Consider the following 15,269-nt stretch of genomic DNA (forward strand, 5'->3'; position numbering starts at 1 on the left):
AACAACACATACACGAATTTGTACAGCTATACCGAGGTGTTTCCGTTCGTATAGCCGACGTTACTCGGACGGGTCGGATCGTCGGAGTAGCAGTCTTCGAGCCCCGTTACGATGGCGCTCTGTGGCCCGATATCGGCCGGTCCGACGACCGTAATCCGTTGCTGAGCGACCAACCGGCGAAACCGGGACGGAGTACGGAACCATTCGATTACCGGTACCGACTGAATGCGACACCCGCCAGCGCGACGAGGGCGGCGACTGCCCCGAGCCCGATCCAGCCGCTGATGCCGTCGGTCAGTCCATCGTCGTCGGTTTCGCCGTGGCTCTGTTGGTCAGCTTCGTCGCCGTTCAACTGCAAGACCACGACGGTTTGTCCGTGTGACTCGTCGGTCTCGTACGTCCAGCCACCCTCCGTCGCCTCGTAGGATTCGGAGTCCCCGATCGGATGGACGTCCGTTTCCCAGGCCTGGTGGGCCTGCTGAACGTAGCCGACGACCTCGATATCGTCCGCGTGTTCGCCCTCGAGTTCGACCTCGCCGTAATCGACGGTCTCGTCCTCCGGCAGACCGTGCCACTCGAGGCAGTGTGAATCCATGTAGCCGTCGCCCTGTGGCAGCTCCGGATTCGTCCCGAACTGATCGCTGTCGAGCGGCCGGACGTAGTGGTCGGTCAGCGGGAACTCGACGACGAACGGATCGGCGTCGGAGTGCCACTCCAGGGAGTCGCCCGTCGGAACCGTCGCCGTCGTGTTCGGGACGCTCTCACCGACGATCGGCTGGCCGGCTTCGTTGAGCAGCGTCACGCAGATCTTCCCCGACCCCTGACCCAGATTCGGGTCCCGGTACTCGTCGCGCGGATTGACGTAGCTCACCCAGCTCCCGTCGTCAGCGCCCTCCTCGAAGAACAGGTCCCCTTCCTCGGGAACGGGTTCGGCGTAGGCGTCTTCGCTTACGTTCTCCTGAATCGCAGCCTCGGTCTCGGGTACCGGGTCCGCGCCGCCGCTGCCGTCACCGATCGCGAGCCCGGCGAGCAGGGCGACTGCGAGCACCACACCGACGACGAGCACGCCGGCGACGACCGCGGGACGACCGAAGCCGGTGCGCGTCAGTGCCACGGGTATCCCCTCGAGACGGCCCATTCGGTCTCGAGCGGGGTGATCGCGGCCGTCGCGGGTTCCCGTCCGGCTGGCGTCGGTCTCGTCTCGAGGTCGCCACAGGCCTCGAGGTTATCACCGGCGAGGTCGCCGCTGCTCGGTGGCGGCCCACCGTCTCTGTCGTCGGCGGATCGATCGGTCGGGGTGAAAAGCGTCACCATCGGGTTGCAACACAGCGTCAATCATCCTATATATGAGCATCGTACAGCCGCTAGTCGCGTACTTCCTCGCCGGCCCGGTTACCCCGAATCGTCTCCCTCGAGTTCGTCGCGCCCGCGGTATTGATACTCACAACTAATAGAAAATTATCGAACTGTGGCGTCGTCATTAACAATATGCTGAAGTCTACCACGGACCCACATGAGTTGGCTGGTCCTGCCGATCGCCGTCGTGCTCTTGTCGATCCTCACGGTGGTAGCCGTGGCGTCGAACTATCGGAATGTAGCAGGACGACTGTCGGAGCTTCCCGGCGTCGACGCCGGTGGTGGCGTCCAGACCGGCTTCATCGCGGGTCTCTACGCGCTCGTTCTCTGGAGCGTGGTCGTCTCCGGCGGGATGCTACTCGTCGGCGGCGACTCCGGCGCGACCGGTGCCGACGCCTATCAGGGCCCCGGCGCTGACGCGCCGGACCCCGACGAGGCCAGCGCGTCGGGAGAGTACTCTGACGCCGAACTGCTCGTGTTCTTCGAGACGATCGCGTCCCACTGGGGCGTCGACGTGACCTCGACGGAGCTGGTCGACGACGAGTTCGTCGTCGAGTACGCCGATACCACCGAGACGGAAGAGGAGTTCACCAACGAGGTGGGAACGCTCATCGGCGTCTACATCGATATCGTCGAGGGCGGACTCGAGGCAGAGCGGATGGACGTTACCGCCGTCGACGAGGACGACGACAGCGAGCGGACCTGGCACGTGGAGTCCGAGTTGGCTGAGGCGTACATCGACGGAGAGTTCACGGTGGATGAGGTCTACGAACGGGTCCTGGAGACGGTCGACTCCGCGTAGCGTAGCGGCGACCAGTGTGATCAGCCTTGCGCGCTCGGGAGCGTGACGGCGACCTGTGTATTCGGCTCGTTTTCCCACTCGGCTGGCTCCCCGCCTTTGTTCGGCGGAACGGTCGAAACGATTCGATGCGTCGTCACGATTGCGCCGATCCGGGGGCGATCCTCGAGTCGCGAACGGGTGCTCCGAGACCGTCACTTCGAAAGGTTATTTGTCGGGAGGCTGGACGACGAACGTGACGAGTTGGGTCCGGCCCGTCGTCGTTGAGCCCTATGTTATCACAGTCCGCTCTGGATCGATCCGTCGGCGTTACCGAACTCCTCCGAGACGTCCTCCCGGAGTGGATCGTCCCGTTTTTCGAACTCGCGGCGCTGTTCGGCGACGAACTCGTCGTCGTGGGCGTGTTACTGCTGTTCGTCGCCGCCGACGTTTACCGATCCGTCCGGCGCGGCTCCGACCGACTCGTCTCGGACCGCGTCGCGTTCGTCTCGGCCGTCGTCCTCGGCGGGCTGGCACTGACGCTCGTGGTGAAGACGACCCTCGGATTCCCGCGGCCGCCCGCGTCGTTACAGGCGGTCCCGCGCGAGGGAGAAGGGTTCCCGAGCGGGCACACGATGGCAGCCACCGTTCTCTGGGGCGCACTCGCACTGTGGGGCGTGCGGTTCAGCCGTCGACGACGGGTCGGCCTGGCCGCGGTGCTGATCGGACTCGTGGGCTTCTCCCGGCTCGCACTCGGTGTTCACTATCTCGTCGACGTGCTCGCGTCGGTCGGGTTGGGGATCGGCTATCTCGTTCTCGCAGCGGCGGTCACCGGCCGCGAGCCCAGGCCGGCCTTCGCCGGCGCGGCGGTGCTCGGCGGCGTGGCAGTACTCTCGACCGGCGGCGACGCCGACGGCTGGCTGGCGTTCGTCGGCTGCGTCGGCGGGGCCGTCGGCTGGTGGCTCACGACCCTCCCGTCGGTCCGAAAGATCTGGCGATCAGTCACCCAGTAAGTTTCGCGCCGTCGACCGGCTCTCCGCCGCCCGAACGGTCGAATGGCCGAACGGAACGCAACGGCCACGAACTCCTGAACGGAACGCAACGGCCAGCGACCGGGACGCTCGAAGACGGTGTCGCCAAACCCGAAGCGGCCGCTGACGAACCCGGCGACCGTCGGCGGAATGCGGAGCGAACAGCGACGGAATGCGGATCGAACAGGAGCGACGGCCGGATAATCGTCGTCGATCACCGGGGCTGGATCGGACTCGAGACGGCCACGTCTGATCCGGCAGCGAACGGACCGTGGCGACGACGGGGCGCTATCGGTACCGCCGACGATCCGTTTCGCAGATACTGAAAGTCGCCGCGAGTAACCGGTCCAAAACGGGCCGGCGAGTCGCGTCGATCCGCGGCGACATCGCGTTCACACCGATCACGTACTGTGGTTTCAAAATGTTACCGTAGCGAACCCCTGCCGGAATGGTTCGACGACTGACCCGGCGTGAAACCACCCTCTCATCGAATGGAAGGGACCGACAATAGATCTCTAGCCGGCTTCTTATTCGGGGCAACCGACAGATAACAAAGACCATCTTCGGGATAGACTGGTTTGCGTCGCAGACATTCAGCGGCGAAAGACCCTCACCGGCGATTTCAAAGCTGATGCGACAATAACCATGAACCGACGATCACAGCTTACGACGGTATTCGTCGCCCTGATGGTCGCTATCTCGATGGTCGGGATGGCGGGCACCGTGGGCGCAAACGGGAGTATGGATTCGGATCGAACAGTGCACACGATGGAGAACGGGGAGGACGTCTACCTCGTCTTCGGCGTCGACCTCGGCGATCAATCGGTTGAAGAGTTTATTGACGATCACGTGACGGACAACCCTGGTGAACCCGCAGCTGACCAGGACACCGTCTCCGAAGTGATCCAGTACCAGGACGTTGGCCAGGTTAACATCAACGAACAAGGTGAAGCCGTCGCCATCGCGATGGACGGCGCCGAGGCCACGGCCATCCAGGAAGTGAACCAGCAGAACGCGAACACTCAGGAGGGTGTCGCGTCCGCGGAGAACAACGCAGGTGTCAGCCAGGAGACGACCATCGAAGAAGTCGGTGACGTCTTCGTGGTCATGGGCGACGAGAACGGACAGGAGTACAACGGCTGGGGCGCCGTCGACGAGGACGGCGAGACGACCGTCAGCCAGGACGCTGAAGCCTCCGTCAGCCAGGCCCAGGCAGTGAACCAGGCGAACATCGTCCAGAACAACACCGCACTCGCGTTCGCGGAGAACGGTAGCGAGGCGACCGCGGTGCAGATGACCGAGCAGTCCAACATCAACCTCCAGGAAGGCTACGCAAGCGCGACGAACGTCTACGGCGCCGACCTCGAGGGCGACAAGGACCTCCACGACGAGCACAAGAAGTACGACGGTGACAGCACGGCTCCGAGCGCGGAGCAGGACGCTGACGCATCCGTCGAACAGATTCAGGAGATCGAGCAAGTAAACAGCGTCGAGATGGGCAGTGCGATCGCGATCGCAGTCGGTGAGGACTCCTCCGCGACCGCCGTCCAGATCACCGACCAGACCAACCTGAACGAACAGCTCGGCACCGCCGAAGCCATGAACGTCCTGATGGACTCCGCCGGGATGCACGTCGCGACCGCGAGCGCCGACGGCGCAACCGACGTCGTGACCCAGGACGCCGACGAAGAGTACAGTGACACCGAGCTGAAAGGCGATGAGGCCAGCGACGTTGGCCAGACCGCCGAAGCGAACGTCACGCAGTACCAGAGCGTCGAGCAGGTGAACATCAACCTCGACAGCTCGGCCCAGGCGATCGCCACGGACGGCAGCACGGCCGAAGCCGTTCAGCTGACCTTCCAGCAGAACGTCAACGCGCAGATCGGTTCCGCCGAAGCGCTGAACGTCTTCCTGGAAGACGACGAAGACATCGACTACGACGACGCGAAGGACCAGTACGAGGGTGCCATCAAGACCTCGACGACGACCGCGATGGTCAACGGTGACGGCCTCGCCGACGCCAACAGCACGACCTTCGACTACGACGGTGACAACGAGCAGCTCAACGACGTCGAGCAGCACTCGAGCGCCGACGTCGAACAGAGCCAGCAGGTCGCACAGACGAACCTGCAGTCGAACAACGCGCTCGCAGTCGCCGAAGACGCCGGCGACGCCTTCGCGTTCCAGATGACCATGCAGGAGAACGAGAACCTCCAGTTCACGTCCGCTGAATCCGCGTCCGTCGCCGAAGGCGCAGTCGGCGACGACGCTGACGAGGACGAGAAGGACCACGACGATGACGAAAAGAAGAGCGACGACGATGAGAAGACTGACGACGATGACAAGTCCACCATCGAAGCGAGCGACTCCGACGCCGATGACGACGAGCAGAAGAAAGAGGACGACTCCGTGCCCGGCTTCGGTGTCGTCGTCGCCCTCGTCGCAGTGCTCGCCGCCGCGATGTTCGCCCGATTCGAACACTGACCACCGCTCACGAGGAACTACTTCCGGTCGGAATTGACCGCGAAATTCGGCGATTCAATTTCAGCGACCTATTTTCTCCGCGTTCACTGCCACTAAGAGCCGTGCCGCGGGTGTACCAACGGCTCGAGTACGAGCTGTCAGTGTACGCTCGATACGAACATACTCCAGCTACAGACGACAGTGTACGCGAGTGAGAGACGACAGTGTACGCGCCCGCTCACTCGAGCGTCTCGTCGGCCGCCGAGGAGTCGATATCGTCGTCCGCACCCCGATGTTCCGCGAGCGCTTCGCCGATCGTCAACTCGCCCGCGGCGACCCGACGCGCGAGGCGGTCGTCGATCGCCCGATTCTCCTCGCTGTGCTCGCGCGAGCGATCCTTGATCACCTGCAGCTCGCCGGCGGTCGGCTCGATCTCGCGCGTGTCGACCACCTCGCCCTCGAGGCGCGCGATGTTCACCGCCGCCAGCACGTCGCCCATCCCCCTCGAGCCCGTGCCGAGATACGGCGTCGTCCCCGTTTCGTCGACGAGTTCGACCGTGACGCCCTCGAGGTCGTTGACGAGTGTCGCGCTCTCGAGGCGGGAGCCGTCGCCGATGCGGACGACGGGCGAGGTCGCCTCGTCGGCCTCGCGCTGGATGACATCTACGGCGTCGGCAATGGGAACCTGAAAGGCCGCGACGATCATCTCCCCCGCGAGGATGGCGATGCCGGGTTTGCGTCCCGGATCGACGCCGATGATGGTTCGGCCGCCGTCCCCGCGGACTGCCGTCAGCGCCTGATCGACGGTCCGTCGGGGATCGTCCGGATCGGCGACGATCGTCGTCACGCCCGCGAAGGCGTCGGCGTTTTCCCCACCGGTGACGACGACGGCCGTGTGCTCGGGCAACTCGGCGTCGGGTTCGACGGTCGTAAACTCGGTGCCACGATCCTGTAGCTCGTTGACGACGCCGTGGTACACCTCGAAATCTGACGTGGCGACGACGATCACGAATCGGTGTTGGTCTCGAGCGTGAATAAACGTACGCGACCTGCCCGATCGATACTCCAGACTGGGGAACCGGAATGCGGTGGCGCGCGCTGTCGATCGTGTCCGAGCGAAGCGAGGTTCGAGCGGAGTGAGAACCTCGGAAAGAGAACGGTGAACGGAGTGAACCGTGAGCGGCAGCGAGGGCCGATCGCCAATACTGCGCGAGGTCGTCGCGAGTAACACGAGCGACTGCGTGGAAGACGCGAAGCGTCTTCCTATGGATGAGCGAATAGTGCGGGACCAAAGGTCCCGCATACCATGCGAACGGGCGCTTTGCGCCCGTGAGCAGACGGAGTGAGCGAATCGGCTGGGGAGTGCGAGGTGTGAACGGAGTGAACGCCTCGAGGGTGCAAACGGGGAACGAAGTGACCCGTGAGCGACGTGGAAATCCCCGTTGCCAGTAACTGTAGAGCGACCGTCATCGCTGTCAGTAATCGATGCACTCGAGCGTTCCGTTCACCTTTGGACGGACCAGCTGTGGCTCGAGAGAACAAAGGAAGCGGAGTTTTCTGCGACTCGTGGCAACTAGGGTTGCCACATCCTCCCCAGCCGATTCGCTCACTCCGTTCGCTCATCCCTCGCACGGCAACGGACCGCGTCTCACTTCACGTTGCCGCGATCCGGCGCACGCCACCGCACGTGGTTCGATCGGTCCGAACAGAGTGGGGACGATCTGCGAGTCGCTCGAGTCCGCTCGAAATTCGCCTTCAGATAGCGATTCGGCCGGCCACCGACGTATTTCGGGGGCTTTTTGCACGCCTCCTGCCAACTCGAACCGTGAACGACGAGGCGATCCCGACCGGCTGTGCCCCGGTCGACGAGTTACTCGGTGGGGGATTCGAACGCGGGACCGTCACGCAGGTGTACGGCCCGCCGGCAGCGGGCAAGACGAACCTCGCGCTCTCGGCGGCCGTCGAGACGGCCGCGGACGACGGCACCGCCGTCTACATCGACACCGAGGGCGTCTCCGTCGACCGCTTTCAGCAGTTACTCACCGCACGCGTCGGCGAGGACGACGTCGAGGCCGTCGCCTCCCGGATCGTCGTCGAGGACGCGCTGAACTTCGAGGAGCAGTCCGAGGCCGTCCGCGACGCCGAGGAGTTCGCCGAGCGCGCCGACCTGATCGTCCTCGACAGCGCGACCGGCTTCTACCGCCTCGAGCGAACCGGCGACAACGACGACGGCGAGGCGCTCCGCGGCGTCGCCCGACAGGTGACCCACCTGCTCTCGCTCGCCCGAAAACACGACCTCGCGGTCGTCCTGACGAACCAGGTGTTCGCCGACCCCGAGGCCGACCGCACGCGCGCGCTCGGCGGCAATACCTTGGAGCACTGGACCGGTGTCGTCCTCCGTCTCGAGCGCTTCCGCGGCGGAAACCGGCGGGCCACGCTCGAGAAACACCGCTCGAAAGCCGTGGGCGAGTCCGTTCAGTTCCGGATCACGGATTCGGGACTCGAGGGTGGCGACGACTCGAGTCGGTTGTAAGACGCGACGATTGGAGTCGGTTAGAGGGCGGCACACTCGCTGGCGCATTCGATAGCCGGCACCAAAAAATCGTGAAATCGAGCAGTCGGAACGCCTACAGCTCGTTTAGCTTTCGAAGCAGCTGACCGCGGTACTCCTCGTCGCTGGTGACGCCTTTGACTTCCAAGACGTTGCGCTCGAGTTTGTCGATGGCGACGCGGAAGCTGTTCTCTGCGCCGTAGCCCTCGCCGGTGCCGGCGACCTGGCCCTTGTTGGTTCGCAGTCGAATCTGACACTGGACGAGCGGGGTACCCCGAAGCTTCTCGTTGTGCTCGTGGAAGCGGACGTGGGCGTGCATCACCTGCATGTCGGCGTACTTGTCGGCGACCTCCTCGATGCTCTGAACGATCGACTCCCGGGTGATGGTGTCGAGCATCGAGATGTTGGTGATCTGGACGTCCATGTGTTCCTCCTCGGTGAACGTGAGCGCGCGCAGGATGTCGGTTTTGGTGATGACGCCGATGACGACGCGGTCGTCGTCCTCGGGGGTGACCATCAGACCGGCGTAGTCCTTCTCGAGCATGGTTTCGACGGCTTCCTTGGCCGTTACCTCGAGCGTCGTGGTCACGACGGGGCTGTTCATGATGTCGTAGACGGGGACATCGAGCAGCCGCTGGGAGTCACCGACGCGGTCGCCCGTCGTCGTCGTGTGGTTCTCTCGGATGACGAAGTCCGCGATGTCGTGGGTGGTCACGACGCCGGTAAGAAAGCCGTTCTCGTTGAGGACCGGAAGCCGAGAGATGCCGTTCTCTCGCAGATAGTTGATTGCCTTGCCGATCCCGTCGTCCTCTTTGAGGGTGACCGGATCGTCGGTGTAGATGTCCTCGACCGAAAGAGCGTCTAGGTTCTCGAGGACGGCCTCGAGAATGGCGTCGTCGGTGATGACTCCCCAGAGGTCGCCGTGTTCGAAGACGGGCGCGACCTTCGAGTTGCTCTCGATCAGGAGGCGTGCGGCCTCCCGGACGTTCTCCTCCCGATCGATCTTCGGTGCCGGGTCGTTCCGGCTCGGTTTGATTAGCGCCGCCACCTTCGCATCGTCCTCGACGTGTGACTGGAGGACCTCCCGCTCGCTGATGACGCCCTCGTACGCCCCGTCGTTGGTGACGATAATTCCCTTGGGGTTGCCGTTCTCGAACGTAGAACGAACCTTCCCCATACGCTGCCCGACGTCGACTTCGATATAGTCCCTGGTGGCGATATCAGCAATATTCATCGTTCTGTCCGAGTATACTGTCGCCGGGGTTTTGAACATACCGCACGTTCTGGCCGGGTGGAAACGAGGCCGGTCGCCGACGAAGGGCGACCGTCGAAGCAGGATCGATCGTCGACGCAGGGCCGACCGTTTTGCATATCGCGCTCGTAGGAACACGTAATGGCACCCGACATCAGTGTACTCGGTCGGTACACCTACCTCGCGACGGAACTGGTCTGGGGAAGCGTCGCCTTCCTGTTGCTCCACCGAGCGAACGCGCTCCGAAAGGCCGCCGTAACGATCCTCGCGCTGTACCCCGTCGCCTACCTCTGGGACCGCTACACCCTCGCCGTCGGCGTTTTCGACATCAAACTCCGGACGGGGATCGATATCGCGGGGATCCCGCTCGAGGAACACCTCTTTATGGCGGTCGTGCCCGGACTCGTGATCGGCTTCCACGAAACCATCTTCGGCAAAGAGTAATCGCCACCTACGGCGACGACTCGAGTGTCAGTCGCTGCAATGGACCGCGACTGTCTTATCCCGGCCTCACGACCGTACGGGCGATGGAAGACCGGCGTCCGTCGACCGATCCGAACGGCAGCGATCCCACCGATAGAGCGCTGATCCGGGGGATCCTGCGCTTTTTCGTCGCCGTCGCGCTGGTCGGCGCGATCGTGTTCGGCGCCGTGCTGTTCGCACCGACCCTCGTCGACGATATCGGCGGCGTCGACGAGTTCGAGAGCCCAGACGGCGTCGACATCGGGACGCAGCCGTCGCCGAGCTCGGACCCGCCGCCAGCCGGCGAACGCGATCCGAACGTCACGGACCCGAACGACCCCAATGAATCGGCGTACGAGGCCGATGTCGAGACGATCGATTCGATGACCGTCGAGGACTTCGTCCACGCCGAGGTCAACGACCGCCGGGCCGAGCACGGCCTCGAGCCCCTCGAGTGGGACGGCACGGTCGCCTCCGTCTCCCGGGCTCACAGCTACGACATGGCCGACCGCGACTACTTCGATCACGTCAATCCCGACGGCGAGGAGCCAATGGACCGGTTCACCGACGTCGACGACTACTGCCGGGGCTATGGTGAGAATATCGCGCTGACGTACATCGATCGGCCCGTCCAGAACCCCGACACGGACGAGACCGACCGCCACGAGACCGCGGAGGAACTCGCGAACGGGCTCGTCGATCAGTGGATGAACTCCACGCCGCACCGACAGGCGATCCTCGAGGAAGACGGCGTGCCCGACTGGGATCGGGCCGGCGTCGGTGTCTACCTCACGGACGACGGCGAGGCCTACGCGTCGCACAACTTCTGTCGCGAGTACTGACCGACTAACAGCTTCTGTCGAGAGTCTGGCTGCACAACCGGTTGGTGTCTGGGCCGACACTCACACGGTCCGGAATCTGTGGCGGATTGACAGAGCTTTGAGGCTGGATCACCGGTATCCGGTATGGACGTTCCTGAGACGGCGAAGTCGGTCTATCGAACGGCAACCGACCGCGACATCTCCTTTCTCGCGGCCGGGTTCGCGTACTACGCGTTTGTCTCGCTGATTCCGCTCGTGATCCTCGCGCTCGTCGTCGGCTCGTTTCTCGGCGGGGAGGACGCCGCCGAACGGCTGATTCTGGTCGCCGGCGACTTCCTCCCCGAAGCGGGCGAGGACCTCGTGCTCGAGGCGCTGACGACCGAGTCCGGTCGCGCGGAGGCGACGATCGTCGCCCTCGGCGTCGCCTCCTGGGGTGCGCTCAAGGTCTTTCGCGGGCTCAGTCGCGCGTTCGACACCGTCTACGACCAGACCGGCGAGGACACGCTCGTCGACCAGCTCAAAGACGGCGCAACCGTGATCCTCGCCGGTGTAGGCGCTCTGGCGCTCATGATCGGTATCGGAACGGTGATCGGGCTCGCGGCCGACGTCGTTCCCCTCGCCGGTCTGCTGAGCTGGGTCACGCTGCTGGTCGGGCTCGTCCTCGTCTTCTTCCCGATCTACTACGTGTTGCCGCCGATTCCGGTCGACGCACTCGAGATCCTCCCCGGGGCCGTCTTCGCTGCCGTCGGCTGGACGGTCCTCCAGGCCGGCTTCCAGCTGTACGCGGCCAACGCCGGCCAGTACCAGGCCTACGGCGCGGTCGGCGCCGTCCTCCTCTTCGTCACCTGGCTCTATTTCGCCGGCATGCTCATCCTGTTCGGCGCGGTGCTCAACGTCGTCCTCTCGGAGCTCCGCCTCGACGAATAGGCGGCCGAAAACGCGACACTGACCCGAGTTCGGACGGCCCCGGTCGTCGGCCATCACCGCCGTGGGGAACAGTTATGGTTCCGGCACGGACAGACCAGCACAATGAGCGACGACCAGTCACGGCGGTCTACCGCCGCCGACTCCGGTGCCGACGCGAGCGAGTCGGCCGACGATGCGGACGGCGACACCCTCGAGCCGAGCGGCGGTCCCCAGCGCGTCGTCTCGGACCAGAGCGTCGACGACATCCTCGACTCGCTCGGTGAAACGAAAGCGAACGCGACGGGCTCGAGCGAGCCCCCCGCGACGACCGCAGGCGAAGAATCAACGACGGTCGAGTTCGACGAGGACGAGGTTCCCGACCCCGAGGAGACGGCGACCGACGCCGAATCGAATCTCGAGGACGATGGCGAAGCGAACACAGACGAGACCGAATCGGACGGTGACGGTACAGCGGCGGAGACCGACGGCACCGAAGCGGGTGACGATAGCACCGAAGCGGGTGACGATGCCACCGAGGCGGAGACCGACGCTACCGCTTCGGTCGACGCGGCGGCCTCCTCTCTCCAGGCTGAAACGGCCCGCGCGGAGGACGAAAACGAGTCAATCGAGGAACTGGCCGCCCGCATCGAAACCGGCAGCGTCACCGGCGCGGACGTTCGGGCCGCCGAAGCGGGGGAAGGACGCGAGTCGACACCCGATGTCGACGAAATCGAGCTCTCGATGGACGATCTCGAGGCCACGCAGTCGAAAAGCAGCGGCTCGAGCGCGGCTTCCGGCTCCGATCTCGGAGACGACGCCGGCCCACTCGCGGGGTCGATCTCGCGCGACGACGGCGACTCGAGCGACGACGGGGAGGACGAGGCGGAATCTCCCGGACTGCTCGGACGAGTCAAGCGGCTCTTCGGCGGATAACGGCGCGAACGGCTCGTTTCGGGGTGCTTTCCGGTTTTCTCGAGTTTGGCACTTCCTCAACCGACCAGCGTGATCAGCACGAACAGCGTAAGGATCGAGACGAGCGTCGTCGCGAAGACGTTCAACGAGGCGAACTCCGTGTCGCCGCCGAGCTCGGACGAAAACGTTCGAGACGAAGATCAGCGCGGGCAGCGCGACGTAGTATGCGGTGGCGTTCAACGCCGCAGTTCGGCCGGTGTCGAGGATGCCGGAGGCTCGCAGTCCCGTTCCGCACAGGAGGAGGACGAGCAACGCCAGGAGCCGGCCGAGGAGTTCCACAGCGGTCTCGAGTCGGCTCCCGCTTTTTTACCGTTCAGTTACACGACAGTGTAACTAATGACACGATTCGAGCGGCGGATCGGACGATAGCCGCCTCGATACGTCCTCCGGTCAATCGCCAGGTCGCAAGCCCTTTGAACGCATTCGATAATGGACTGGTACTGCCGTGAGTCGGATTCCGAACCCGTTGCGTTTGACGATCCTCTACATCGGTCTCTCGCTTGCACGTCTCGGGCTGATCGATCGAGAGCGCGCCGTTCAGACAACCATCCTCGCGTGGCCCCGCATCGTCACCGGGATCGCGCGGATGTCCAAGAGCGCCGTCGACGTCGCGATGGTCGGCGTCGCGGTCGGAACCTCTGCCGTCGCGGGCGTCGGCTTCGCGGGGCCATTCTGGGGACTCGCGTTCGCCATCGGCGGGGGCGTCGCCGGCGGCACCATCGCGCTCGTCTCGCAACGATTCGGGGCCGACGCCTACGACGAGTTGGGACTGGCCGTTCGCTCGAGTACGCTGCTCGTCGTCGTGATCAGTCTCCCGGTCGCGGCGTGTTTCTGGTTCTTTCCCCACGAGTTCATTTCGCTGCTCAGTAGCAACGAGTCGGCGATCGACTACGGCGCGACGTACCTGCAAGTCGTCGCCCTCGGCATCCCATTCGCGGGGCTCAACCTCGTCGGGAGTCGGACGCTCGTCGGCGCGGACGACTCCTACATCGCGATGCAGATCCGCGCCGGCGGCGCGGTCATCAACATCGGGCTGAGCGCCCTGTTCATCTTCGGACTGGGGTTAGAGGTCGCCGGTGCCGCGCTCGGAACGGTGCTCGCGAACGTCGCCGTCACCGCGACATTCGCGGTCGGCATCGGTGCGGGCCGACTCCCGATCATCGGTGCGTTGCCGATCCGAGTCGATCCGCTGGGGTCCTACCTCGATCAAGATACGCTTCGAGACATCGTAACCATCGGACTCCCCGTCGGTGGTCGGAACCTCGTCTGGACCGTCGCCGAGTTCCCGATGCTCGGCATCCTCGACATCTTCGGCGAGAACACCGTCGCCGCGTTCGTCATCGCCCGGCGCATCTGGGGCATCATGAACACGCCCGGCTGGGGATTCGGGCTGGCATCCTCGAGTCTGGTCGGCCAGGCGCTCGGGCAGAACGACGAGCAGACAGCCGAGGCCTACGGGCGTGATATCATTCGATTCGCCGTGGCAACCTATCTCGTCAGCGCAGTTCTCATCGCGGTGTTCGCCGAACAGATCGTCGTGCTCTTCGCGGACGATCCGACGAGCCCCGAGATTCCGATCGCGATCACGCTCGTCTACGCCTCCTGCGTCGCAGTCGTCTTTCAGGGAGTCGCCGGCGCCGCTGCCGGGCCGCTCGACGCCAGCGGTGACACGAAGGTTCCGTTCGCCAGCCAGTTCGTCGGGATGTTCCTCGTCTCGATCCCACTGGCGTACCTCGGTGCGACGACCGCGCTGGGCTACTGGGGGCTGTACCTCGCGTTCGTCGCGGAGACGAGCGTGCCCGCCGCGATCAACTACTGGCGGTTCCGCACGGACAAGTGGAAGGCGATCAGCGAGACATATCGGCCTGATGTGGCGGTTGCAGACGATTGAGGTCTGGGGCTCGAGACAGCGCGCTTGCGGATTGGTCGTTTCGAGAGAAGATCGAACCCCCTTCGATCGAGTCGTGATTCGACGTGGCCGTAATCTCGCCCATCGGAGTGGAACGAACTAACCATGGTAAGGGTTAACATTACACATAGCATAGCGTACGTCTAACCGACAAGAGATCGGTGCCCATGCCAGAACAGTCAGCACATTCCCAGTCCGTCACGCTATCGCTGCCGCTCGAGGAGCAGTGGACGCTCCATCACGTTCTCCTCGATCGTATCGAACAAGAGCGCACGGCAACGGATCCGACCACCGTCGATCCGCCGCCAGTCGAGGTGTTTCAGGCGTTCGAGACGCTCGACGCGGGCCACGCCCGCTTTACGATCGCACAGCTCGACGCGATCCAGACGATCCTCGCGGAATACCATCACTCACCAACGTGGTGGGAACTCGAGCGCCCGCAGCTCGAAGAGCTCCTGTACCGCGTCTCGAGCGCCATCGACGGGTTCGAACCGGCACTTTCGGCTGATTGATGGGTGTGCTCGAGCGAGTCGGTATTGTCGACTCGCGGCCGGTTCTCGAGTTCGAAGTGATCCGCTATCGCGTACGGCCGCTACCACCGAATCCAGGTGCGTCGACTCAAGTAGTTGTCAGCGCAGTAGAAACAGATAGGCGGATTTGAACGACGTCGAGACATGCTCGCTCGTGTTTCACCGATTGCGTTCTACGGTGCTAACGCGCCACGCTTCGCTCGTCAGTTGTTGTTCGTCGAAAAGTGGTTGGGGCAGA

General features: G+C 64.1%; 15 protein-coding genes and 1 pseudogene. 11 read left to right on the forward strand and 5 right to left on the reverse strand.

What is annotated here, in order from left to right:
• Window positions 1-208: 208 nt before the first annotated feature.
• Together NATTI_RS0119390 and NATTI_RS0119395 are read right to left on the reverse strand one after the other, a co-directional pair.
• Complete coding sequence (locus tag NATTI_RS0119390; RefSeq protein WP_006088203.1) at window positions 209-1,114, reverse strand: hypothetical protein; 906 nt, start codon at window positions 1,112-1,114, stop codon at window positions 209-211.
• Window positions 1,105-1,314, reverse strand: a complete 210-nt coding sequence (locus NATTI_RS0119395) for a hypothetical protein (protein ID WP_006088202.1) — start codon at window positions 1,312-1,314, stop codon at window positions 1,105-1,107. Before NATTI_RS0119395 ends, NATTI_RS0119390 begins: the two co-directional genes overlap by 10 nt.
• Before the next feature lie 199 nt (window positions 1,315-1,513).
• On the opposite strand from NATTI_RS0119395, the gene NATTI_RS0119400 reads away from it, so the two are divergent.
• From NATTI_RS0119400 to NATTI_RS0119420, 4 genes are all read left to right on the forward strand, one after another.
• Window positions 1,514-2,158: a hypothetical protein gene (locus NATTI_RS0119400; protein WP_006088201.1), complete on the forward strand. Its 645-nt coding sequence runs from the start codon at window positions 1,514-1,516 to the stop codon at window positions 2,156-2,158.
• Window positions 2,159-2,427: 269 nt separating this feature from the next.
• Window positions 2,428-3,147: a phosphatase PAP2 family protein gene (locus NATTI_RS0119410; protein ID WP_006088200.1), complete on the forward strand. Its 720-nt coding sequence runs from the start codon at window positions 2,428-2,430 to the stop codon at window positions 3,145-3,147.
• Window positions 3,093-3,491: a hypothetical protein gene (locus NATTI_RS0119415; RefSeq protein ID WP_006088199.1), complete on the forward strand. Its 399-nt coding sequence runs from the start codon at window positions 3,093-3,095 to the stop codon at window positions 3,489-3,491. Before NATTI_RS0119410 ends, NATTI_RS0119415 begins: the two co-directional genes overlap by 55 nt.
• Before the next feature lie 319 nt (window positions 3,492-3,810).
• Window positions 3,811-5,649, forward strand: coding sequence for a PGF-CTERM sorting domain-containing protein (locus tag NATTI_RS0119420; RefSeq protein ID WP_006088198.1), 1,839 nt, complete (start codon window positions 3,811-3,813; stop codon window positions 5,647-5,649).
• A gap of 217 nt (window positions 5,650-5,866) precedes the next feature.
• Here the strand turns inward: NATTI_RS0119420 and NATTI_RS0119425 are convergent, their stop codons facing one another.
• Complete coding sequence (locus tag NATTI_RS0119425; RefSeq protein ID WP_006088197.1) at window positions 5,867-6,637, reverse strand: hypothetical protein; 771 nt, start codon at window positions 6,635-6,637, stop codon at window positions 5,867-5,869.
• An 816-nt stretch (window positions 6,638-7,453) separates the two neighbouring features.
• On the opposite strand from NATTI_RS0119425, the gene radB reads away from it, so the two are divergent.
• Window positions 7,454-8,161, forward strand: a complete 708-nt coding sequence (gene radB, locus NATTI_RS0119430; protein ID WP_006088196.1) for a DNA repair and recombination protein RadB — start codon at window positions 7,454-7,456, stop codon at window positions 8,159-8,161.
• A gap of 94 nt (window positions 8,162-8,255) precedes the next feature.
• On the opposite strand, the gene NATTI_RS0119435 is transcribed toward radB, so the two are convergent.
• Window positions 8,256-9,413, reverse strand: a complete 1,158-nt coding sequence (locus NATTI_RS0119435) for a CBS domain-containing protein (protein ID WP_006088195.1) — start codon at window positions 9,411-9,413, stop codon at window positions 8,256-8,258.
• 159 nt (window positions 9,414-9,572) lie between these two features.
• On the opposite strand from NATTI_RS0119435, the gene NATTI_RS0119440 reads away from it, so the two are divergent.
• From NATTI_RS0119440 to NATTI_RS0119455, 4 genes are all read left to right on the forward strand, one after another.
• The gene (locus NATTI_RS0119440; RefSeq protein ID WP_006088194.1) at window positions 9,573-9,875 is read left to right on the forward strand and encodes a lycopene cyclase domain-containing protein; all 303 of its coding nucleotides are present in this window, start codon (window positions 9,573-9,575) and stop codon (window positions 9,873-9,875) included.
• Window positions 9,876-9,958: 83 nt separating this feature from the next.
• Window positions 9,959-10,735 (forward strand): CAP domain-containing protein, encoded by a 777-nt coding sequence (locus NATTI_RS0119445; RefSeq protein WP_006088193.1) that lies wholly within the window; start codon window positions 9,959-9,961, stop codon window positions 10,733-10,735.
• A gap of 123 nt (window positions 10,736-10,858) precedes the next feature.
• On the forward strand, window positions 10,859-11,641 hold the full coding sequence (locus NATTI_RS0119450) for a YihY/virulence factor BrkB family protein (protein WP_006088192.1): 783 nt from the start codon (window positions 10,859-10,861) through the stop codon (window positions 11,639-11,641).
• Between the two features lie 102 nt (window positions 11,642-11,743).
• A complete protein-coding gene (locus NATTI_RS0119455; RefSeq protein WP_006088191.1) occupies window positions 11,744-12,553 on the forward strand; it encodes a putative sodium/potassium/calcium exchanger in 810 nt (269 codons plus the stop codon).
• 168 nt (window positions 12,554-12,721) lie between these two features.
• Here the strand turns inward: NATTI_RS0119455 and NATTI_RS27425 are convergent.
• Window positions 12,722-12,871, reverse strand: a pseudogene (locus tag NATTI_RS27425) (AEC family transporter); the annotation flags it as partial.
• Window positions 12,872-13,037: 166 nt separating this feature from the next.
• On the opposite strand from NATTI_RS27425, the gene NATTI_RS0119465 reads away from it, so the two are divergent.
• Together NATTI_RS0119465 and NATTI_RS0119470 are read left to right on the forward strand one after the other, a co-directional pair.
• The gene (locus NATTI_RS0119465) at window positions 13,038-14,483 is read left to right on the forward strand and encodes an MATE family efflux transporter (protein WP_006088189.1); all 1,446 of its coding nucleotides are present in this window, start codon (window positions 13,038-13,040) and stop codon (window positions 14,481-14,483) included.
• Between the two features lie 185 nt (window positions 14,484-14,668).
• Complete coding sequence (locus tag NATTI_RS0119470; protein ID WP_006088188.1) at window positions 14,669-15,013, forward strand: DUF7853 family protein; 345 nt, start codon at window positions 14,669-14,671, stop codon at window positions 15,011-15,013.
• Window positions 15,014-15,269: the final 256 nt, after the last annotated feature.

This window comes from Natronorubrum tibetense GA33 (assembly GCF_000383975.1).
Classification (GTDB): Archaea; Halobacteriota; Halobacteria; order Halobacteriales; family Natrialbaceae; genus Natronorubrum; species Natronorubrum tibetense.

What these genes read in the sequence shown, in the direction of transcription:
- NATTI_RS0119400 (WP_006088201.1), top strand. Translation starts at nt 1,514, where the DNA reads ATGAGTTGGCTGGTCCTGCCGATCGCCGTCGTGCTCTTGTCGATCCTC.
- NATTI_RS0119395 (WP_006088202.1), bottom strand. Translation starts at nt 1,314, where the DNA reads ATGGTGACGCTTTTCACCCCGACCGATCGATCCGCCGACGACAGAGAC.
- NATTI_RS0119445 (WP_006088193.1), top strand. Translation starts at nt 9,959, where the DNA reads ATGGAAGACCGGCGTCCGTCGACCGATCCGAACGGCAGCGATCCCACC.
- NATTI_RS0119410 (WP_006088200.1), top strand. Translation starts at nt 2,428, where the DNA reads ATGTTATCACAGTCCGCTCTGGATCGATCCGTCGGCGTTACCGAACTC.
- NATTI_RS0119470 (WP_006088188.1), top strand. Translation starts at nt 14,669, where the DNA reads ATGCCAGAACAGTCAGCACATTCCCAGTCCGTCACGCTATCGCTGCCG.
- NATTI_RS0119450 (WP_006088192.1), top strand. Translation starts at nt 10,859, where the DNA reads ATGGACGTTCCTGAGACGGCGAAGTCGGTCTATCGAACGGCAACCGAC.
- NATTI_RS0119440 (WP_006088194.1), top strand. Translation starts at nt 9,573, where the DNA reads ATGGCACCCGACATCAGTGTACTCGGTCGGTACACCTACCTCGCGACG.
- NATTI_RS0119435 (WP_006088195.1), bottom strand. Translation starts at nt 9,413, where the DNA reads ATGAATATTGCTGATATCGCCACCAGGGACTATATCGAAGTCGACGTC.
- NATTI_RS0119455 (WP_006088191.1), top strand. Translation starts at nt 11,744, where the DNA reads ATGAGCGACGACCAGTCACGGCGGTCTACCGCCGCCGACTCCGGTGCC.
- NATTI_RS0119420 (WP_006088198.1), top strand. Translation starts at nt 3,811, where the DNA reads ATGAACCGACGATCACAGCTTACGACGGTATTCGTCGCCCTGATGGTC.